The sequence below is a fragment of the Sediminicola sp. YIK13 genome (assembly GCF_001430825.1).
Lineage (GTDB): Bacteria > Bacteroidota > Bacteroidia > Flavobacteriales > Flavobacteriaceae > Sediminicola.
On sequence record NZ_CP010535.1, the window covers coordinates 1552472 to 1572049 of the forward strand.

The 19578-nt window shown below is 39.6% G+C and carries 16 protein-coding genes; 9 read left to right on the top strand and 7 right to left on the bottom strand.

The genetic code is table 11. The features are described 5' to 3' along the window. The first annotated feature begins 29 nt into the window (after window positions 1-29). The 4 genes from secA (at window position 30) to SB49_RS06890 (ending at window position 9102) form a co-directional block, all read left to right on the top strand. On the top strand, window positions 30-3392 hold the full coding sequence (gene secA / locus SB49_RS06875; RefSeq protein WP_062055103.1) for a preprotein translocase subunit SecA: 3363 nt from the start codon (window positions 30-32) through the stop codon (window positions 3390-3392). Window positions 3393-3610: 218 nt separating this feature from the next. Beyond that, window positions 3611-4828, top strand: a complete 1218-nt coding sequence (locus SB49_RS06880; protein WP_062055105.1) for a sensor histidine kinase — start codon at window positions 3611-3613, stop codon at window positions 4826-4828. Between the two features lie 172 nt (window positions 4829-5000). Beyond that, window positions 5001-7517, top strand: a complete 2517-nt coding sequence (locus SB49_RS06885) for a M14 family metallopeptidase (RefSeq protein ID WP_062055107.1) — start codon at window positions 5001-5003, stop codon at window positions 7515-7517. A 13-nt stretch (window positions 7518-7530) separates the two neighbouring features. Further along, entirely contained in the window at window positions 7531-9102 is a 1572-nt protein-coding gene (locus tag SB49_RS06890) for an amidohydrolase family protein (protein ID WP_062058954.1), read from the top strand. On the opposite strand, the gene SB49_RS06895 is transcribed toward SB49_RS06890, so the two are convergent. The 6 genes from SB49_RS06895 to SB49_RS06920 all read right to left on the bottom strand — a co-directional run bounded on the left by SB49_RS06895 (window position 9099) and on the right by SB49_RS06920 (window position 14511). Next, window positions 9099-9347 (bottom strand): hypothetical protein, encoded by a 249-nt coding sequence (locus SB49_RS06895; RefSeq protein WP_062055109.1) that lies wholly within the window; start codon window positions 9345-9347, stop codon window positions 9099-9101. The two genes, SB49_RS06890 and SB49_RS06895, sit on opposite strands and share 4 nt — an antisense overlap. A 476-nt stretch (window positions 9348-9823) precedes the next feature. Further along, window positions 9824-10072, bottom strand: coding sequence for a hypothetical protein (locus SB49_RS06900; RefSeq protein WP_062055111.1), 249 nt, complete (start codon window positions 10070-10072; stop codon window positions 9824-9826). A 476-nt stretch (window positions 10073-10548) separates the two neighbouring features. Continuing rightward, window positions 10549-10797: a hypothetical protein gene (locus tag SB49_RS06905; protein WP_062055111.1), complete on the bottom strand. Its 249-nt coding sequence runs from the start codon at window positions 10795-10797 to the stop codon at window positions 10549-10551. Window positions 10798-11273: 476 nt separating this feature from the next. After that, the gene (locus tag SB49_RS06910) at window positions 11274-11522 is read right to left on the bottom strand and encodes a hypothetical protein (RefSeq protein ID WP_062055113.1); all 249 of its coding nucleotides are present in this window, start codon (window positions 11520-11522) and stop codon (window positions 11274-11276) included. 180 nt (window positions 11523-11702) lie between these two features. After that, window positions 11703-12389 (bottom strand): peptidoglycan DD-metalloendopeptidase family protein, encoded by a 687-nt coding sequence (locus SB49_RS06915; protein ID WP_062055115.1) that lies wholly within the window; start codon window positions 12387-12389, stop codon window positions 11703-11705. Between the two features lie 25 nt (window positions 12390-12414). Next, the gene (locus tag SB49_RS06920; RefSeq protein WP_062055117.1) at window positions 12415-14511 is read right to left on the bottom strand and encodes a M28 family peptidase; all 2097 of its coding nucleotides are present in this window, start codon (window positions 14509-14511) and stop codon (window positions 12415-12417) included. Window positions 14512-14714: 203 nt separating this feature from the next. Between SB49_RS06920 and msrA the strand changes: the two genes are divergently transcribed. The 3 genes from msrA (at window position 14715) to SB49_RS06935 (ending at window position 17242) form a co-directional block, all read left to right on the top strand. Further along, a complete protein-coding gene (gene msrA, locus SB49_RS06925) occupies window positions 14715-15380 on the top strand; it encodes a peptide-methionine (S)-S-oxide reductase MsrA (RefSeq protein ID WP_062055119.1) in 666 nt (221 codons plus the stop codon). Window positions 15381-15425: 45 nt separating this feature from the next. Next, the gene (locus SB49_RS06930) at window positions 15426-16157 is read left to right on the top strand and encodes a CBM9 family sugar-binding protein (protein WP_062055121.1); all 732 of its coding nucleotides are present in this window, start codon (window positions 15426-15428) and stop codon (window positions 16155-16157) included. 179 nt (window positions 16158-16336) lie between these two features. Beyond that, window positions 16337-17242 (top strand): aldose epimerase family protein, encoded by a 906-nt coding sequence (locus SB49_RS06935; RefSeq protein WP_062058957.1) that lies wholly within the window; start codon window positions 16337-16339, stop codon window positions 17240-17242. Between the two features lie 54 nt (window positions 17243-17296). On the opposite strand, the gene SB49_RS06940 is transcribed toward SB49_RS06935, so the two are convergent. Further along, window positions 17297-17722 (bottom strand): organic hydroperoxide resistance protein, encoded by a 426-nt coding sequence (locus SB49_RS06940; RefSeq protein ID WP_062055123.1) that lies wholly within the window; start codon window positions 17720-17722, stop codon window positions 17297-17299. 213 nt (window positions 17723-17935) lie between these two features. On the opposite strand from SB49_RS06940, the gene SB49_RS06945 reads away from it, so the two are divergent. Both SB49_RS06945 and meaB read left to right on the top strand, forming a co-directional pair. Further along, the gene (locus SB49_RS06945; protein WP_062055125.1) at window positions 17936-18496 is read left to right on the top strand and encodes a DUF2911 domain-containing protein; all 561 of its coding nucleotides are present in this window, start codon (window positions 17936-17938) and stop codon (window positions 18494-18496) included. Between the two features lie 2 nt (window positions 18497-18498). Then, window positions 18499-19545 carry a methylmalonyl Co-A mutase-associated GTPase MeaB gene (gene meaB, locus SB49_RS06950; protein ID WP_062055127.1) on the top strand — a complete coding sequence of 349 codons (1047 nt, stop codon included), beginning with the start codon at window positions 18499-18501 and terminating at the stop codon, window positions 19543-19545. Window positions 19546-19578 lie beyond the last annotated feature (33 nt).

Sequence of the window (19578 nt, forward strand, 5' to 3'; positions counted from 1 at the left end):
CAAATGTTTCGTTTAAAATATATTAAGTTATGAGTTTTTTAAATACTGTTCTAAAAGCTTTTGTTGGCGATAAGGCCAAAAAAGATGTAAAGGAACTTCAACCCATGGTAGATCAGATAAGATCCTTTGAAAAAGCACTTGAAGGATTGAGCCATGACGAATTGAGACACAAAACCATCACCTTCAAAAACAAGATCAAAGAAGATTGCAAGGGTCTAAATGATCAAATAGAGGTCTTGCTAAAAGAGGTTAAGGCATCCACAGACATCGACAAAAATGAGGATATCTATGCGGAAATTGACAAACTGAGGGAAGAGGTGTACAAAATCTCTGAAAACACCTTGAATGAAATTCTTCCAGAAGCCTTTGCCGTGGTAAAAGAAACAGCTAAACGTTTTACAAACAACACTACTATAAAGGTAACCGCGACAGAATTTGATCGCGAACTATCCGGAAAAAAAGATTATGTATCCCTGGAAGGCGACCATGCCATTTGGAAAAACTCATGGGATGCTGCCGGAAAGCAGGTTACATGGGATATGATTCACTACGATGTACAATTAATTGGCGGTATAGCGCTACATCAAGGTAAAATTGCAGAAATGCAGACAGGGGAAGGTAAAACGTTGGTAGCTACCTTGCCGGTATATCTTAATGCCCTTACTGGTAAAGGTGTGCATCTGGTAACAGTGAACGACTATCTTGCAAAAAGGGATAGTGCATGGATGGCCCCAATATTTCAATTCCACGGCCTTACCATAGATTGTATAGATCAGCACCAACCTAATTCAGACGGCAGAAGAGCCGCCTATAACTCCGATATAACCTACGGTACCAACAACGAATTTGGTTTTGATTACCTAAGGGACAACATGGCACACACGCCTAGCGATCTAGTACAAAGACCCCACAATTATGCTATTGTGGATGAGGTCGATTCTGTTTTGGTCGATGATGCCCGTACCCCGCTGATCATTTCCGGTCCCGTTCCTGAAGGGGATCGTCACGAGTTCAATGAATTAAAACCAAAAGTTGCCGATATCGTACAGACCCAAAGGCAATATCTTACGGGTGTATTGGCCGAGGCTAAAAAATTAATATCTGAAGGAGACACCAAAGAAGGCGGTTTTTTGTTGTTACGTGTACAAAGAGGATTACCTAAGAATAAAGCCCTGATTAAGTTTTTGAGTGAAGAAGGTGTTAAGCAACTACTTCAAAAAACGGAAAACTTCTACATGCAGGACAACAATAGGGAAATGCCAAAAGTAGATGAAGAGCTATTGTTTGTAATCGATGAAAAAAACAACCAGATAGAACTCACCGATAAAGGGGTTAGTTACATATCCGGGGAACAGAACAGGGATTTCTTTGTGATGCCCGATATTGGTAATGAAATAGCCAAGATTGAAAACCAAAATCTTGATATTGAAAAAGAAGCCGAATTAAAAGAAGATCTTTTCAAGGATTTTGCCATCAAGAGTGAACGTATCCATACCCTAAACCAGCTATTAAAGGCATATACCCTCTTTGAAAAAGATGTGGAGTATGTGGTCATGGAAAACAAGGTGATGATCGTTGATGAGCAAACTGGTCGTATCATGGATGGCCGTAGGTATTCAGATGGACTTCACCAAGCCATAGAAGCAAAGGAAAATGTGAAAATCGAAGCGATGACACAGACCTTCGCTACCGTGACTTTACAAAACTACTTTAGAATGTACCAGAAATTGGCAGGGATGACAGGTACCGCCATTACCGAAGCTGGAGAATTCTGGGAGATTTACAAGTTGGATGTAATGGAGATCCCTACCAATAGACCTATTGCAAGGGATGACCGTCAAGACTTAATATACAAGACTAAAAGGGAAAAGTACAATGCCATTATTGAGGAGGTTACCAAACTTTCCCAATCTGGAAGACCGGTATTGATAGGAACTACCTCAGTAGAAATTTCCGAATTGCTCTCCCGAATGCTGACTATCAGAAAAGTACCCCACAACGTATTGAACGCCAAACTTCACAAGAAGGAGGCCGATATTGTTGCCGAGGCCGGTAATGCTGGTATAGTAACCATAGCGACCAACATGGCAGGTAGAGGTACGGATATCAAATTGAGCAGCGATGTGAAAAAGGCAGGTGGATTGGCCATTGTAGGAACAGAAAGGCATGACTCCAGACGTGTAGACCGTCAGTTAAGAGGTAGGTCTGGTCGTCAAGGAGATCCAGGAAGCTCTCAGTTCTATGTTTCCCTAGAAGATAACCTGATGCGTCTTTTTGGCTCTGATAGGGTTGCCAAGATGATGGACAGAATGGGATTGGAAGAAGGTGAAGTTATTCAACATTCCATGATGACCAAATCCATTGAGCGTGCACAGAAGAAAGTAGAGGAAAATAACTTCGGAGTACGTAAACGTCTCTTGGAGTACGATGATGTTATGAATGCCCAACGTGAAGTGGTCTATAAAAGAAGAAGACATGCTTTACAAGGGGAAAGGTTACAAGTGGATATTGCCAATATGATCTATGATACCTGTGAGGTAATTGTGGAAACGAATAAAATGGCCAGCGATTATAAGAATTTTGAATTTGAACTGATCAAATATTTTTCCATCACCTCCCCTATTACGGAAGCGGAATTCTCAAAAATGACTGTTCAGGAAATTGCTGGGAAAATATACAAAACAGCATACGAGCATTATAAGTCTAAAATGGAACGTAGCGCAGCTACGGCATTTCAGGTAATCAAAAAGGTATACGAGGATAATTCCAATAAATTTGAGAGAATCGTGGTTCCTTTCACTGATGGTATAAAATCGCTGAATGTAGTGACCAATCTTAAAGAGGCCTACGAGAGCAATGGTAAGCAGTTGGTGACAGATTTCGAAAAGAACATCTCCCTAGCTATTATTGATGACGCTTGGAAGACCCATTTACGAAAAATGGACGAACTAAAGCAATCCGTTCAATTGGCAGTCCATGAGCAGAAAGATCCTTTATTGATCTATAAATTCGAAGCTTTTGAATTATTCAAGGGAATGATAGAAAAGGTGAACAAAGAGGTGGTTTCCTTCCTTTTCAAAGGAGAGCTTCCTTCTGAGAATACCAATCAGATCCAAGAGGCAAGATCGGTTAGAAAACCAAAAGAAAATTTACAGACTACGAAGGAAGAGATTCCAAATAGCGATGAGTTGGCTGCCCAAAATAGAGCTGCTGGCCAAAATCAAGGTGGAAGACCTCAGGTTACAGAGACCATTGTTAGGGAACAAGCTAAAATTGGTCGAAATGACAGGGTCACCATTAAGAATATAATGTCGGGAGAAAGCAAAATTTTAAAGTATAAGCAGGCAGAACCGTTAATAGAAAAAGGAGAATGGGTGATAACAGAGAAGTAATTTTATCAACTATTTTCTATTACACTTTTTTTAATGGAAAAAAAAGTGCGTATTAGACCAAAATTACGGAAACGGCAACCAAAAAAAGGTTGTCGTTTTTGATTTTATCCAAAAACATATTTAGCTTTACGTCTTATCAGAGATGTATTCTTTGAAGCTATTACTAATTCTGAAACACTTCTTTATTTTAATCTGTTTAGGAATTAAAAAACCAAGCCATGAAAAAGCCACCCAAAGACTATAATCGACTAATGGATAAAATAAAGCTGACGCATAGGGTAAATTATCTATCCTCCGCATTAATGCTAATATTTTACCCAATAGCATTGTTTCTATTGGATATAGGTCAGCCTATACCTTATATTTTTCTTGCTTTTGGTCTGTTGAATATTATAAATACCTTACTATTCAAATTTCATAACAACCTCATTTTAACCTACAACATAACCTCTGGTCTGGCAACCATCGGTACCGTATTGATAACCCTTTACAGCGGGGGTATAAACAGTCCGTTTATTTTTGTTTTGGGGATTATTGTTTTTGCTGCATATGCAACTACCCGGAAGTACGGAAAGGTATACCTCTATCTAAATTTGCTCATTATAATATTGATATACGTTTTAAGTTCCTCAAATTACGCGATTACGGAAAATGTTGTTCCCTTGGCCAATAGAAGCTTGTTTGCCCTTTTTTGTGTCCTCTTTTCGGTGTATATGATCGGGGGCGTTTTTGGGAAGTTCCTATTAAAGGCACATCACAGATTGTATAAGTCAAAGAGAGAAATAGAAGATAGAATTTCCGAAAAAGAAACACTGCTTCGAGAGGTCCACCATCGCGTTAAGAACAACCTTCAAACTGTATCGAGCTTATTGAGCCTTCAATCCAGAAGTATTGAAGACAAAAAAATTAAAAGTCTAATAAAAAGTAGTCAAAATAGGGTTATTTCTATGGCCATGGTACATGAAATGCTTTATATGAGGGACGACTATTTATCAAAGATTGAGTATAAGAACTATGTAAACGAATTAAGTCAGTACTTGGTACGCTCGGTCAAAGGCAACAAAAACAATGTTAAGCTCAATATAGATATTGCAGATATCAAGTTAGGCATAGACACGGCAATTCCTTTGGGCCTACTGATCAATGAAGCCATTACCAACGCCCTTAAATACGGTATCAAGGACGACATGGAAGGAATCATCCATATTGAATTAAAACAAGAAAATGAAAAAGAATTTGTTTTGAACATTGGTGATAACGGAGAGGGCTTTTCGGATAGCATTACACCCCAAACGTCAAAATCCTTAGGTCTTAAATTGATACATAATTTAGCCCGACAGCTAAAAGGTTCAATCACAAAAGATCTTTCCCTGAAAGGCACCAATTACATCATCAGATTCCAAGAAGTCACCCAAGAGTTCAATTCCGTGGCGTAACACCAAGGCTTTTGGCATCACAAAAACTGTGCTTAAAAAATAGCAATCTTCCTAGAAACATTCGCACACATTAGCAATGGCTTAATACTCATATCCATTCGTTACCATAGAGGTCTAGTTTAGGAATTTTATCCCTATATTTAAAACGACTAATTCAAAAACCATCTTACAAATGTCAAAAAAACTACTCGTTTTGGCACTGCTGTGTAGCACCACCATTTTTGCACAAGATTATTTCCTTAAGAAATTTGAACCATTCAAGAAAGACATCCCCTCCCCCGAAGAATTTTTGGAGTATGGCATCGGGGAACATCATACAAGACATGATCACATTGTTGCCTATTTGGAGAAATTGGCAGAGGTATCGGATAGGGCTACCATCTATCAATATGGGAAAACCCATGAAGGAAGAAAATTGGTAATTCTTACCATTAGCACCCCAGAAAACCTTTCCAATTTGGATGGGCTAAAACAACAACATCTGGCCTTTACAGATCCCGCAAAAAGTGTAACCAATTATAATGAAGTTCCGGTTTTCATCAATTTGGCATATAATGTGCACGGGAATGAACCTTCCAGTTCCGAAGCAGCCCTCTTATCGGCTTATACCTTTGTGGCCTCGGAAAATCCCGAGATTTTGAAGTACATAAAAAATGCGGTCATCTTCATAGATCCTACCATCAACCCAGATGGTCGGGACCGTCATACGCAATGGGCAAATTCATATCAGGGTACCCCATTGGTTGCCGATCCACAAGATGCAGAGCACAATGAAAATTGGCCCAGAGGAAGGACCAACCACTATTGGTTTGATTTGAATAGGGATTGGTTATTGGCCATTAACCCAGAAAGTAGGGGTAAATTAAACTGGTACCACCAATGGTACCCCAATGTGGTCACTGATTTTCATGAAATGGGATCTCAAAGCACCTATTTTTTTGAACCCATGAAGGCCAACGGTTCATTGGACCCAATTATGCCCAAAGAAAACTATGAGGACCTCAACAACTTATTTGGGGATTACTTTGCCAAGGCATTGGACAGTATTGGCTCCCTATATTTTACCAAAGAAGTATTTGATGGCACCTATCCCGGATATGGTTCTAGCTATCCAGATTTACAAGGGGGCTTGGGTCTCTTGTTTGAACAGGCGAGCTCAAGAGGGCACAAACAGACTACGGATTTTGGGGAGATAACGTTTCCTTTTACCATCAGAAATCAGTTTACATCCAGTATTACAACGGTTAAGGCTGCTGTAGAGAACAAAGCGATGATGAGAAAGTACCAACAGGACTTTTTCAAAAGTGCTTTGAGCAAGGCATCGAAAAGCAAAATAAAAGGATATACCTTTGGTGACGACTATGATCAAAATAGGGTCAAGGCCTTTATTGACAAGCTATTGCTGCACCGTATCGAGGTGTATAGGTCGAACAATGGCTCCTATGTGGTTCCTACAAAACAACCGCAATACAGAATGGTTCAGACCATGTTCGAAACCTATGACAAATACAGGGATAGTGTTTATTACGATGCTTCCGCATGGTCTGTGGCCAACTTTTACAATATGAAGTACAAAGCGGTCCCCAATGTGGCCTTAGGTGAAAAGATAGACAAATCAACAACTATTGTTTCTGTTCCCAACTTTGAGAAATCAGAGTACGCCTATATCTTGGATTGGGACGACTACAATACCCCGGCCGCTCTGCATCACTTGCAAACGGCAGGTTTGGTGATTTCCTCATCCTCCAAACCGTTCACTAGTCAGACGGCCATGGGTGAAAAACGTTTTAATTATGGCGCCCTTGTTCTACCGGTGAGCCTTCAGAAAAAATCATCCGAGGAAATCTATCAAGCTTTGAAGAAGGTGCAAGATAAATTTCAGATTCCCATTTATGCCATCAACACAGGGCTTAACCTGAAAGGCAATGATCTTGGAAGTAGGAGCATCAGTGCTATTTCAAAACCGAAAATTGCCATGCTTATCGGGAATGGGGTAAGTTCCTATGAGGCAGGGGAAGTATGGCATCTCTTGGATACCAGAGTAGGAATGCCCATTACCAAAATACCGATGAGGAATTTTTCACGCTCTGATCTATCTGACTACAATACCCTGGTAATGGTTTCCGGAAGATATGATCTTGACGAGAAAGAACAAAATAAAGTAAAAGAATGGGTAAACAGCGGAAATACCTTGATCACGATTGGTACGGCCTCCAAATGGGCTATTGACAAAAAATTAGTTGATGAAAAATTAATCGAAGTCAAAAAAGATTCCACCAAGACCATTGTTCGTAAGCCTTATGTTGACGCCGCGGAAAACAATGGTAAAGAGAGTCTGGGTGGAGCTATTTTTAGGGTAGAGCTAGATGTGACGCATCCTCTAGGGTTTGGCTATCATGATGCCACCATTCCCGTCTATAAGAACAATACCGTTTGGCTGGCGCCAAGCAAAAACGAATATGCCACTGTGGCCAAGTATACCCAAGATCCCCACATAGACGGCTTTATTACCGATAAAAACTTAAATGAGTTCTTAAAACCTGCGGCCTCCCTTATTGTAAGTAAAATTGGTAGCGGCAGAGTGGTTCTTTTTGCCGACAATCCCAACTTTAGGGGTTCTTGGTATGGAACCAACAGGTTGTTTTTAAACGCCTTGTTTTTAGGGGATAAAATTAATGTACCAGAATAATCCATTACTATATATGAAAAATCTAACGATCTATCTAGCCTGTTTACTTATCACCTGTTCTACCGTTTGTTTGGGCCAAGAATCTTTGGGACAAGGCCCCTATTCACAACTTATAATACGTGGGGTAACCCTTATTAATGGTAATGGTGCGCCCCCACAAGGTCCCATTGACATTGTTGTTGAAAATAATGTGATCACACAAGTACAGGTTGTCGGCTACCCAGGTGTTCCTTTGGACAACTCCAAAAGACCACAATTGAAAGCAGGGGGAAAAGAACTGAATTGCGAGGGCATGTACTTGCTGCCAGGTTTTATAGATATGCACGGGCATATTGGTGGAACGGCACAAGGAGCAGATTACGATTATGTCTTTAAACTTTGGATGGCACATGGCATTACAACGGTTAGGGAACCTAGTGGTAGAGGTGTGGATTGGACGATGGACTTAAAACGAAGAAGTGCCAAAAATGAGATAGTAGCTCCGCGACTCTTTGCCTATACCGGTTTTGGTCAAGGTAGTAAAGAACCTATAAGTACTCCGGAAATGGCTCGGGAATGGGTGCGAAACAATGCAAAAAAAGGGGCAGATGGGGTTAAGTTTTTTGGAGCTTCTCCTGAGATAATGGCGGCAGCCTTGGATGAGAACAAAAAATTAGGCCTAAAATCGGCCTGTCACCATGCACAATTGGATGTAGCACGTTGGAATGTCCTTAATTCGGCCAGGGCCGGGCTGACCAGTATGGAACATTGGTATGGCTTGCCAGAAGCGCTGTTTGAGGACAGAACCGTACAAAATTATCCCCTGGACTACAATTACCAAAATGAGCAGGATCGCTTTGAAGAAGCGGGAAAATTGTGGCAACAAGCGGCCAAACCCTATTCAGATCACTGGAATAAGGTGATGAATGAGCTGATCAGCCTCGATTTCACTTTAGATCCCACATTTAACATCTATGAGGCCAGTAGGGACTTGCATAAGGCGAGAAGAGCAGAGTGGCATGAAGATTACACCTTGCCATCCCTTTGGGAGTTCTACCAGCCTAGCAAAGTATCCCATGGCTCCTATTGGCATGATTGGGGTACTGAACAAGAAGTGGCATGGAAGGAGAATTATAGGCTATGGATGACCTTTGTCAATGAATATAAAAATAGAGGAGGTAGGGTCACAACCGGTTCAGATTCAGGTTTTATCTTCCAATTATATGGTTTTGCCTATATCCGTGAAATGGAATTGTTGCGGGAGGCTGGCTTCCATCCTTTGGAAATTATACGTTCTGCCACCTTAAATGGTGCTGAAGCTTTGGGTATGTCAAATAAAATTGGATCTGTAGAAGTTGGCAAGTTGGCCGACTTTGTAGTGGTGGAAGAAAACCCGCTAAAAAACCTAAAGGTACTTTACGGAACAGGTGCGATTAAACTGACCGAAGATAACAAGGTTGAACGCGTTGGCGGGGTAACCTATACCATTAAGGACGGAATCGTCTATGACGCCAAACAATTATTAAGGGAGGTAAAGGAAATGGTCAAGCTGGAAAAGGAAAAAAATAAGTACACCATAAAACAACCGGGAGTAGAAAAGAATTAAGCCAATTTAGCATTGTTCTTTTTTGTAGTAAAAGTCAACGCTTTCAAAACCCTAGCATTTTTGTTCTTGTACAAACGGGCAACATCGTTTTGGGTAGTTGTAGAAACCTCGTTGAACATTTCGTTGTTTGTGTTAGAAACAATACTTAAGGTAGCCGTTTCAACCTTAACGTTGTCATTAGCATCTTGTGCCTGGGCAGCAACTCCGATAAAAAGAACAAAGATTAAAGTTAAGATGGCTTTCATAATGGTAACGTTTTGTTATATAAGTAGAACGCCCATTGTGTATTTGAACTCGATGTAATTCGTCTAAATCCCCTTATTTTTCGGTGTCTGACAAAGGATGGGATAAAGTGCAAAAAAACATCGATAAACGGTAAGGGCACATAATATCGCATACCGATCTTTTGTGCAGTTTATCGATGTCAGGATCTCCTAGGTTTATACTATCTGGAGTTCTGACGTCGATTTATGGTAGGTTTATTCAATATGAATAGGTTCCCAAAAGCATCTCTTCGGCTAGAAACACTGTCTAGCGCCACGTGAAATCAACTTTGATAGGTAGAACAACCTTCTCGGGAAGTTCACTTCCTGCTCACTTATTGAGTTGTAAAAAAAGCTGTGATGGTATGGATGGAAACTATACTCAACTATGTGTTGGTTGAAAATCAATAGCCGTTATAATAATGATACTTCTTATTTCCTTTTCAATGCTTACGGGATTAAGCCAATTTAGCATTGTTCTTTTTTGTAGTAAAAGTCAACGCTTTCAAAACCCTAGCATTTTTGTTCTTGTACAAACGGGCCACATCGTTTTGGGTAGTTGTAGAAACCTCGTTGAACATTTCGTTGTTCGTGGTAGAAACAATACTTAAGGTAGCCGTTTCAACCTTAACGTTGTCATTAGCATCTTGTGCCTGGGCAGCAACTCCGATAAAAAGAACAAAGATTAAAGTTAAGATGGCTTTCATAATGGTAACGTTTTGTTATATAAGTAGAACGCCCATTGTGTATTTGAACCCGATGTAATTCGTCTAAATCCCCTTATTTTTCGGTGTGTGACAAAGGATGGGATAAAGTGCAAAAAAACATCGATAAAAGGTAATGGCACAAAATATCGCATACCGATCTTTTGTGCAGTTTATCGATGTCAGGATCTCCTAGGTTTATACTATCTGGAGTTCTGACGTCAATTTATGGTAGGGTTATTCAATATGAATAGGTTCCCAAAAGCATCTCTTCGGCTAGAAACACTGTCTAGCGCCACGTGAAATCAACTTTGATAGGTAGAACAACCTTCTCGGGAAGTTCACTTCCTGCTCACTTATTGAGTTGTAAAAAAAGATGTGATGGTATGGATGGAAACTATACTCAACTTTGTGTTGGTTGAAAATCAATAGCCGTTATAACACTGATACTTCTTATTTCCTTTTCTATGCTTACGGTATTAAGCCAATTTAGCATTGTTCTTTTTTGTAGTAAAAGTCAATGCTTTCAAAACCCTAGCATTTTTGTTCTTGTACAAACGGGCAACATCGTTTTGGGTAGTTGTAGAAACCTCGTTGAACATTTCGTTGTTCGTGGTAGAAACAATACTTAAGGTAGCCGTTTCAACCTTAACGTTGTCATTAGCATCTTGTGCCTGGGCAGCAACTCCGATAAAAAGAACAAAGATTAAAGTTAAGATGGCTTTCATAATGGTAACGTTTTGTTATATAAGTAGAACGCCCATTGTGTATTTGAACCCGATGTAATTCGTCTAAATCCCCTTATTTTTCGGTGTCTGACAAAGGATGGGATAAAGTGCAAAAAAACATCGACGAACGGTAATAGTATAAAATATCGCATACCGATCTTTTGTGCAGTTTATCGATACGGTATAACCGTACATGTAACTTCATATATCTTTTTTCATGTTTTTAATAGGAACAGTTTCGATGAGAAGGATCTATCTAGTCATATCATCCTACTTATATCACCGAAGTCTATCCATAAAGCAATAGTGGCCTAAATCAACTTTCTTTGCTAAGAGGTCCCCTATGCATTCAGGAATCGATGTCTTTTACTTGCTTCTAACCTTTATAGTTCTTAATCGCCTTTTTTGAAGTTTAGGTACTATTACAGAATATACATAAAATAGTAAGCCAGTACTTAGAATGATTTCAACCATGATTAGGCCAATTTAGCATTGTTTCTTTTGGTAGTAAAGGTCAAAGCCTTCAAAACTCTTGCATTTTTGAACTTGTACAAACGAGCAACCTCGTTGTTGTTCTCTGTAGATACTTCGTTATACTTAGTAGAAGTATTAGAAGTAACGATTGTTGTTTCAACATTCTCAACTTTATTGTCATTTGTTGACTCCTGTGCTTGGGCAACAACTCCGATAAAAAGAATAAAGACGAATGTTAAAATAGCTTTCATGACTTGGGTTTTGTTCTGTAAAGGTACCCCGGCATGTAGGCTATCTCTTACTAAACTCGCCCAAAAGCCCTTATTTTTCGGCTATTGACAAAAGTTTGGTTGAAGTGCAAAAAAAATCCGATAAGTGAATTTGAAGTAAAAATCACTTATCGGTATTATAGGCAGTTAATCGGTATTACCCTATTTCACCTTCAATAATAAATTTGGATTCGGACAATTATTGGCGAAGTATTCCAACTCTTTTGTAGTAGAAACCCCCGGATAGTCTCCTTTGTATTCACCCATATCCCCAATAATCTGAAAATGGAGGTGTGGGGCATAGTTTACATTGATATCGGGCGTCCCCAGAGTGGCTAGTATTTCCCCCTTACAATATTCTTTTCCCACAAACAGTCCGTTTAAGGATTCAACAGATAAATGTCCATAGAGGGTATGGAATTTAATACCCTCTAAAATATGTTCTAAAACAATGGTCGGACCATAATCGCCTGAAGTATCATTATTCCTAAAACTATGAACCTTCCCTGCTATAGGTACCCGCACCCCTGTTCCTGCCTTGGCCCAAAAATCCATTCCCAAATGCACGTTCCGTTTATCTTCAGATGCTAAAAAATGTCCGTTGCCATTATACAAGTTTCTTTGTTCCAAATAACCACCATAGGCTACCTCTGCCCTATTCTTCCTCAAAATGGAATCTATATGTCTTTGACAAGCTTCTGCGTTCGTAATATCAACACTATCCAGAGAACTGTTTTCCGTAGATAGGTCCAATAACGTATAGTGCTCCAAAAGAAAGGGTTTCAAGATTGCTATAAAAGCACTGCTGTAATTTTGAAGTGCACTTTCCAAGGGGGTTAATGTGGACATATATGAATGCGGCTTTAATTGATTTTTAGTTCAATTCAGATATCAATACATTGATCTTAGAGCTTAAATTATCAATGGCCTTGCTATATCGCATGTCCCATTCCTCTAGTCGGTCTGATGATTTTAGGGATATTTCATATTCTATACCCGGCAGCATCCATGAGGCATAGCCACTGAACGGATCAGTGGAAGCGTAAAGGGATTTGTACCAATCCCCATAATACATCCCCTTAGAATCAATAAAGCTTTTTTCTAGGGCCAGCATTTTTGAATTGATAGAGTTGATCTCATTTTTAGACAGACTACCATTGTTCAACACAGTGGTCAACCTTGTCTCGAATCGGGCAGCGACCTCTTCCAATTTCACCAGGGAAGAATCCACAAGATCAAAACCCTCAAAATTTGTGTCAAATGACTTTACACCGGCAGTTGCCTTTTCAAAATGTAACTTAAGGTCTGTCGCATATCTTTTTACATCGTATGGAATAATTTCCGCATTGGCCAACCTCAACGTCATTATTCCTACCAGTTGCTCCACCATAGGCCCCATTTTAAATGAAGGATCTACAAATTTTTCATAAAAACCAAAACTGTCATAATTGGTATGATACAATGTTGGACCGGATGTACCACCACTTAAAGAGGGTACTCCCACATGCATATAAAACCCTATATGATCCGAGCCGCCACCAAGATTTCCAATTTTAGGGGCGTCCTTATCTCCTTTCCAGACCTCGTAAACCGTTTTCTCTGTTTCTGGATAATTCACTTCTTTGGAAGCTTCCACCAATACCTTCTTTAAAGTTGGCGAGGCCGATGCCCCAAACTTCTTACCAGATACTCCCCCATCAAAATTGAGATAGGCCACCGCCTTGGCGTTAAGTTCATCTTTCATTTGTTCTACCCATTCCGCCGAACCTATTACCCCATGCTCTTCAGCATCCCAATGGGCAATCAATATGGAGCGCTTTGGCCCTTTGCCTTCTTTGGCTAGTTTTCCCAACGATTCGCTAAGACCCAATAACATTGCCGTTCCACTATTGGGATCGGTAGCACCGTACCCCCAAGCATCATAATGACACCCTAGAATTATCCATTCATCAGGATATTCAGTACCCTTTATGGTACCCACTACGTTATGAACCCTAACAAAATCCCTTTTTTGATCCACCATCAAACGCAATTTCAATTCATCTCCCCCATCCAATCGATAAGTAAAAGGAAGTCCGCCTTGCCACCCTTCCGGAACTACTTTGCCGGACATTAGTCCTAATATTTTTTGGGCAGACCCGTAACCAATAGGCGTTACCGGTATGGTATGCATATTGGTATCCTTGGGATCCAGACGTTTAATTTTTTTCTTTCCATCTAAAGGAAGAGCTGGCTCATAAGGAGTCAATGGATCTCCTGTAAATTCCTCTGTGAGTACTGACCCACGTTGTATGGCACTTTCGTTGGAATACACTCCTTCTGGGTACACCAATCCTTTTGTAAAACCACTATCTGCCGGATCAGTGTATATAATGAGTCCGGCCGCACCATTTTCCTCTGCAAATTTTGCTTTATAGCCCCTAAAGTTTTGTCCATATCTGGCCAGGACAATTTTGCCCTTAACGGAAACGCCGAGTTCCTTCAATTTTTCAAAGTCTTCCTTAGTACCGTAATTGGCATACACGACTTCTGCCGTTACATCCCCACTACCCGAATAGGCATTCCACCCTTTCCATAGGTCGGCACTGGAAGAATAGGCATCACCTTCCAAAATAAACTCTTGTTGATTCAGGGGTTCCCGGATAGGGGTAACCAGTTCTATCAATGAGCTACCGGGATTCTTTGACATATAGATATCATAAGGATATAGTTCTACTTTCAATCCTGCATTTTTCATCACATTGGCCATGTAATCCCTCACTTCCTCATTGGCCTTACTTCCGGCCACGTGTGGTTTTTGTGTCAATGTCTTTAGATGGATCTTATACTGATCAAAATCCACAGTTTTCAAAAAATAATCTTCCACTTGTTTTTCAGTGGTCTGTGACTGGGCCAGAAAACCATCATTGGATTGTGCAGTTGCTAAATAACTGAATGAAAATAGGACAATGTGTACTAGTAATCTTCTCATATTTATTGTTGTTTATACTATTATTTGGTCATTCTATTGTAAAGACCGATAACCAGATTCTTTCCTTTCAAATATAAAGGGAATTCATGAAATCTTTCCAAAGTCTAACTTGAAATATGGAATAGAATAAAACTTTAAAACCTTTTAACATGATACTTCGTAAGTATTTGTAAATTCAGACTACTATTAAAAGAAAAAAAACCATGAAGATGTTTAAAATTATTATGGTAAGTGCCATTGCCTTGTTCAGCACCAGTTGCCAATCAAAAAATAAAGATCAGAAACCACAGGTTGATAAGGTGGCCTATAATGATCAGGACCTTAAAGAATATGAAACGGCTTATTTTGCCAGTGGCTGTTTTTGGTGTGTGGAGGCCGTTTTTGAAAGTGTAAAAGGTGTTAAAGAAGTGATATCTGGCTATGCAGGTGGCACTGAGTTGAATCCCACATATGAACAAGTTGCAATGGGACAGACTTCCCATGCTGAGGCTGTTGAAGTATATTACGACCCAAAAGTAGTTTCTTATGAAACCTTGGTAAAAGTATTCTTCGGATCCCAAGACCCAACTACCTTAAATAGACAAGGGCCCGACAGAGGGGCACAATACAGATCTATTGCTTTCTATAAAAATGATGGGGAGAAAAAAATAATAGTGGACTATATAGCAAAATTAACAAAGGATAAGGTTTACAATAACCCAATTGTAACAGAAGTATCCCCGTTTACTAAATTCTATATTGCGGAAGATTATCATCAGGATTATGAAAGGAAACATCCCAACAATCCATACATACAAGGTGTTTCAGTTCCAAGATTAAAAAGGTTTCAGAAAAAATTTCCAGAACTTTTAAAAACGGATGCGCATTGAAATAAGAATTTGACTACTTTACAGCGAAAATAGTATCTTCGATATATGAAAAAGCTGTTAGTAATATTTTTGTCTTTCATGGTCTGGAGCTGTTCTTCCGACAAAAAGGTAGACCATCAAATCATAGATGTTAAGAAAGCGAGCAAAAGCCCAAATATAGATGGGAAAGATATGGACGATTGCTGGAACAAGGCAGAGTGGCTTGCCATGGACCAAAATTGGTTGGGAAACGCTTACACCTACAAGGATTTTAGTGGCCGGTACAAATTAAGTTGGGATGAAAGTGCATTATATATCTTAGCGGAAATCACCGATGACGTCTTATATGACCAGTATGGTGATCCATTAAAATTGTGGTGGGACGATGACTGCGTTGAAGTTTTTATAGATGAAGACAACTCAGGTGGCCCACATCAGTTTAGCCATAATGCTTTTGCTTATCATATTGCTTTGGACGGTAATGTTGTTGATCTGGCCCCTGATGAATTACCACGGTTGTACAACGACCATATAACATCCGTAAGAACCACCAATGGGCAGACCAGCACCTGGGAAATTGCTGTTAAAATATACGATGACAGTTATGTTGATGGAGAAGAAAATAGTCCGAAAAATTTAGAGATAAATAAAAAGGTTGGTTTTGCCATTGCCTATTGCGATAATGATGGCAGCAAAGAACGCGAAAATTTTATCGGGTCTGTATTTGTACCTGGGGAGGACAAAAATCAAGGATATAAAGATGCTAATATCTTTGGAACCTTGGTCTTATTGGAATAATCGGTCTGATGGATTTTTGACTGTAATCAACATGATCCTTCTAAGTCAAACCATCCCTGTTTTAATCCTGAAACCTAAAAGACTGCCTATTTATTGCTGAAATTAAACCAAATTTTGGGCATTGTCCCTTGAAATTTGGCAAAAACCTCTATTTTTATCGCTATTCTAATTTTCTTCCTTTGAAACAAATTACCATTAAAAACGAATATATATCCTTAACTGTTTTGGAATACGGGGCCATTATCCAAAAAATGACGGTAAAAGATAAACATGGTAAGGAACAGAATGTAGTTGTAGGACATGATAATCCAGTAGACTATTTAAGTGATGAAAATGCCCTAGGTGCGTGCATCGGAAGATATGCAGGAAGGATTTCGCGAGGTGGATTTCATTTGAATGACGAATTCTACCCCTTGCCAAATAAAAATGGGGTGCACTTGCATGGCGGCAAAATAGGGTTTGGGAAGAAATATTGGACCCTGATTGAATCGCATTCAGGGAACAATCCCTTTATAAAACTCTCTTACAAGAGCGAAGATTTGGAGGAAGGGTACCCAGGTAACCTTGAAGCTTTTGTCACCTATAAATTGATAGACAATTCCCTGCATATTTTACATGAAGCTCAGACCGATAAAACAACAGTCATCAACCTGACCAACCACTCCTACTTTAAGTTGGATGATGAAAATTCCATAGCCCATTATGATATGGAATTAAAATCTCAAGGCTTTCTGGAAGTAGATGAACAATTGGTGCCAACAGGAAGGATCAAAAAGGTTGTGAATACCCAGAATGATTTTTTGTCCAGAAAAAAAATAGGTTCTATCCGTCTGGACACCCCTTTCATTGTTAAACCCCATTGTGAGCATGCTGTCACTGTATCTTCCGATGTTTCAGGGATTATTATGAAGGTCACCACCAACCAACCAGCTGTGGTTATTTATACCCCTGCCACGTTTCCTGCCATTTGTTTTGAGACCCAAAATTATCCTGATGCACCAAACCAATCCAATTTTCCTTCTTCAATCCTAGAGCCTGGAGAATTATATAAGAATGAATCAACTTTTGATTTTGGCACCTTATAAAACCAAAAAGACCGTCAATTCCTATTGACGGTCCCTTCTTTATTTTCATTAAATCTATTCGTCCATTAAAAGATTCAAGTGTACCGTGATATTATCCCTTGTGGCCTTGCTGTAAGGACAAATTTCGTGTGCTGCATTCACCAGTTCCTCCCCTTTTTCTTGGTCCACTGTTGGCAAATAGCAATCCAAGGTTGCCTCCAATAAAAAACCATCTTCGTCTTCTTGTAGGGCTATAGTGGCCGTCACATTAAAATCACCTAAATCCTTTACCTCATGTTCTTTGGCAACAGCTTGTAAAGCACTGGCAAAACAGGTAGAATACGCTGCCGCAAAAAGCTGTTCCGGATTGCTGTATTTTCCTTCAGTTTTTGTTTTGCCTCCAGGCATTCTTACGTCAAAATCTATCAATCCATCCTCACTGGTCACATGACCGTTTCTACCACCTTCATTGGTTGCACTGCTCTCAAAAATAGTTTTCATATATGTCATTTTTTAATACCCCTTAAAGTACCAATTGAAATTGAAACCACATAAAACTATCTCCTAAAATTATCCAAAATCTTAATTTCTTTGTTTCCGTTCCTTAGAATTCCGAGCAAGTCTTTTTAATCCTTTCTTAGAATCAATGCTCTTTTCAACGTGCTTTGAACTGTATTTAGTAAATTAGTTCCACCAACCATAAATCCGCCTAAAATGAAAGCATTAAAATGGATTCTTATTGTCGTTATAGTACTAGTCGCATTATTTTACTTTGTTGGTCAGCCTTTTTTAAAAGAACAGACCAAAAAGAATAGTCCGGAAAAAATAGCCACCTTCAAGGAAGATGGAATGGAAATGACGGTCAATTATAGTAGCCCCTTTAAAAAGGACCGTATAATTTTTGGAGATTTGGTCCCTTATAATGTAGTATGGAGAACTGGTGCCAATGAACCTACAACCTTTACCACTTCCACCGATATTAAGATCATGGATAAAAACCTGCCCGCAGGGACCTATTCCCTTTGGACCAAACCAAGTAAGGATCAATGGGAAATAATTTTTAACAAAGAGGTACCCGCTTGGGGAGTAACTATTTTGAGTGGGGGAAAGGATACCACCAGAAATCCAGAGGAAGACATTGTAAAAGTGGTAGTTCCAACAGCAAATATAACAGAAGTTCTAGAAAGTTTTACAATTGATTTTGAAGGTAAAGACCCTGTATTGCTAACGATGGCATGGGATAAGACCAAAGTGAGTATTCCAATTAACAAGTAGTATTGAGTTCAGAAAAAAACACAAGTTCAGATAGTATTTCTAAAATTAAATCTTTTAGAAAAAACATCCCGTCTGCCAGGGAGCTTACGGAAGGCATCTTACATGGAAACAAAACCGCTTTGGGAAGGGCTATTACATTAGTTGAAAGTACCAATATTACCCATTTAAATAGGGCAAATGAGATTATTGAAAACTGCCTTACGCACACCAAAAACAGTATAAGAATAGGAATTACTGGTGTTCCGGGGGTTGGAAAAAGTACCTTTATTGAAACTTTTGGCCTGCATTTGACGGCCTTGGGTAAAAAGGTCGCTGTTCTTGCGGTTGACCCTACCAGCTCAATTAGCAAAGGGAGTATTTTAGGTGACAAGACCCGTATGGAAGAACTGGTGAAAGATCCCAATGCCTTTATAAGACCTTCCCCTTCAGGGAGTTCTTTAGGAGGTGTGGCCCGCAAGACCAGAGAATCCATAATCCTTTGTGAAGCCGCCGGCTATGACGTTATTTTAATAGAAACCGTAGGTGTCGGGCAAAGTGAAACAGCAGTTCACGGCATGGTGGATTTCTTTTTACTCCTGAAATTGGCCGGTGCCGGTGATGAACTTCAAGGAATCAAAAGAGGCATCATGGAAATGGCAGATGCCATCGTCATCAATAAGGCCGATGGGGACAACCTGAAAAGGGCGAAAATTGCGAAGACCGAATTTACAAGAGCCCTCCACCTATACCCTCCTAAGGAGAATGGATGGATTCCCAAGGTACTTACCTGTTCAGCTCTAGAAAATAGGGGTATTCAAAAAATATGGGAACTTGTAGAAACCTATCTAGGGGAGAATAAGAAAAGAGGTGGATTTCAATTGAAAAGAAGGGAACAAAACAAATACTGGCTGTTACAAACGGTAGAAGACCAGCTAAAGCAGAGATTTTACCAAAACAAAGAGGTAAAAGTCCTTTTAGATCGTTTATTGCTTGAAGTAATGGACAGCAAAATTTCTCCATTTAAGGCCGCTGAAAAGCTCTTGGCCCTACATCAAAAAGAACTTAAATAAAAAGCCTAAATTTGCCCCTGAAATAACACCTGT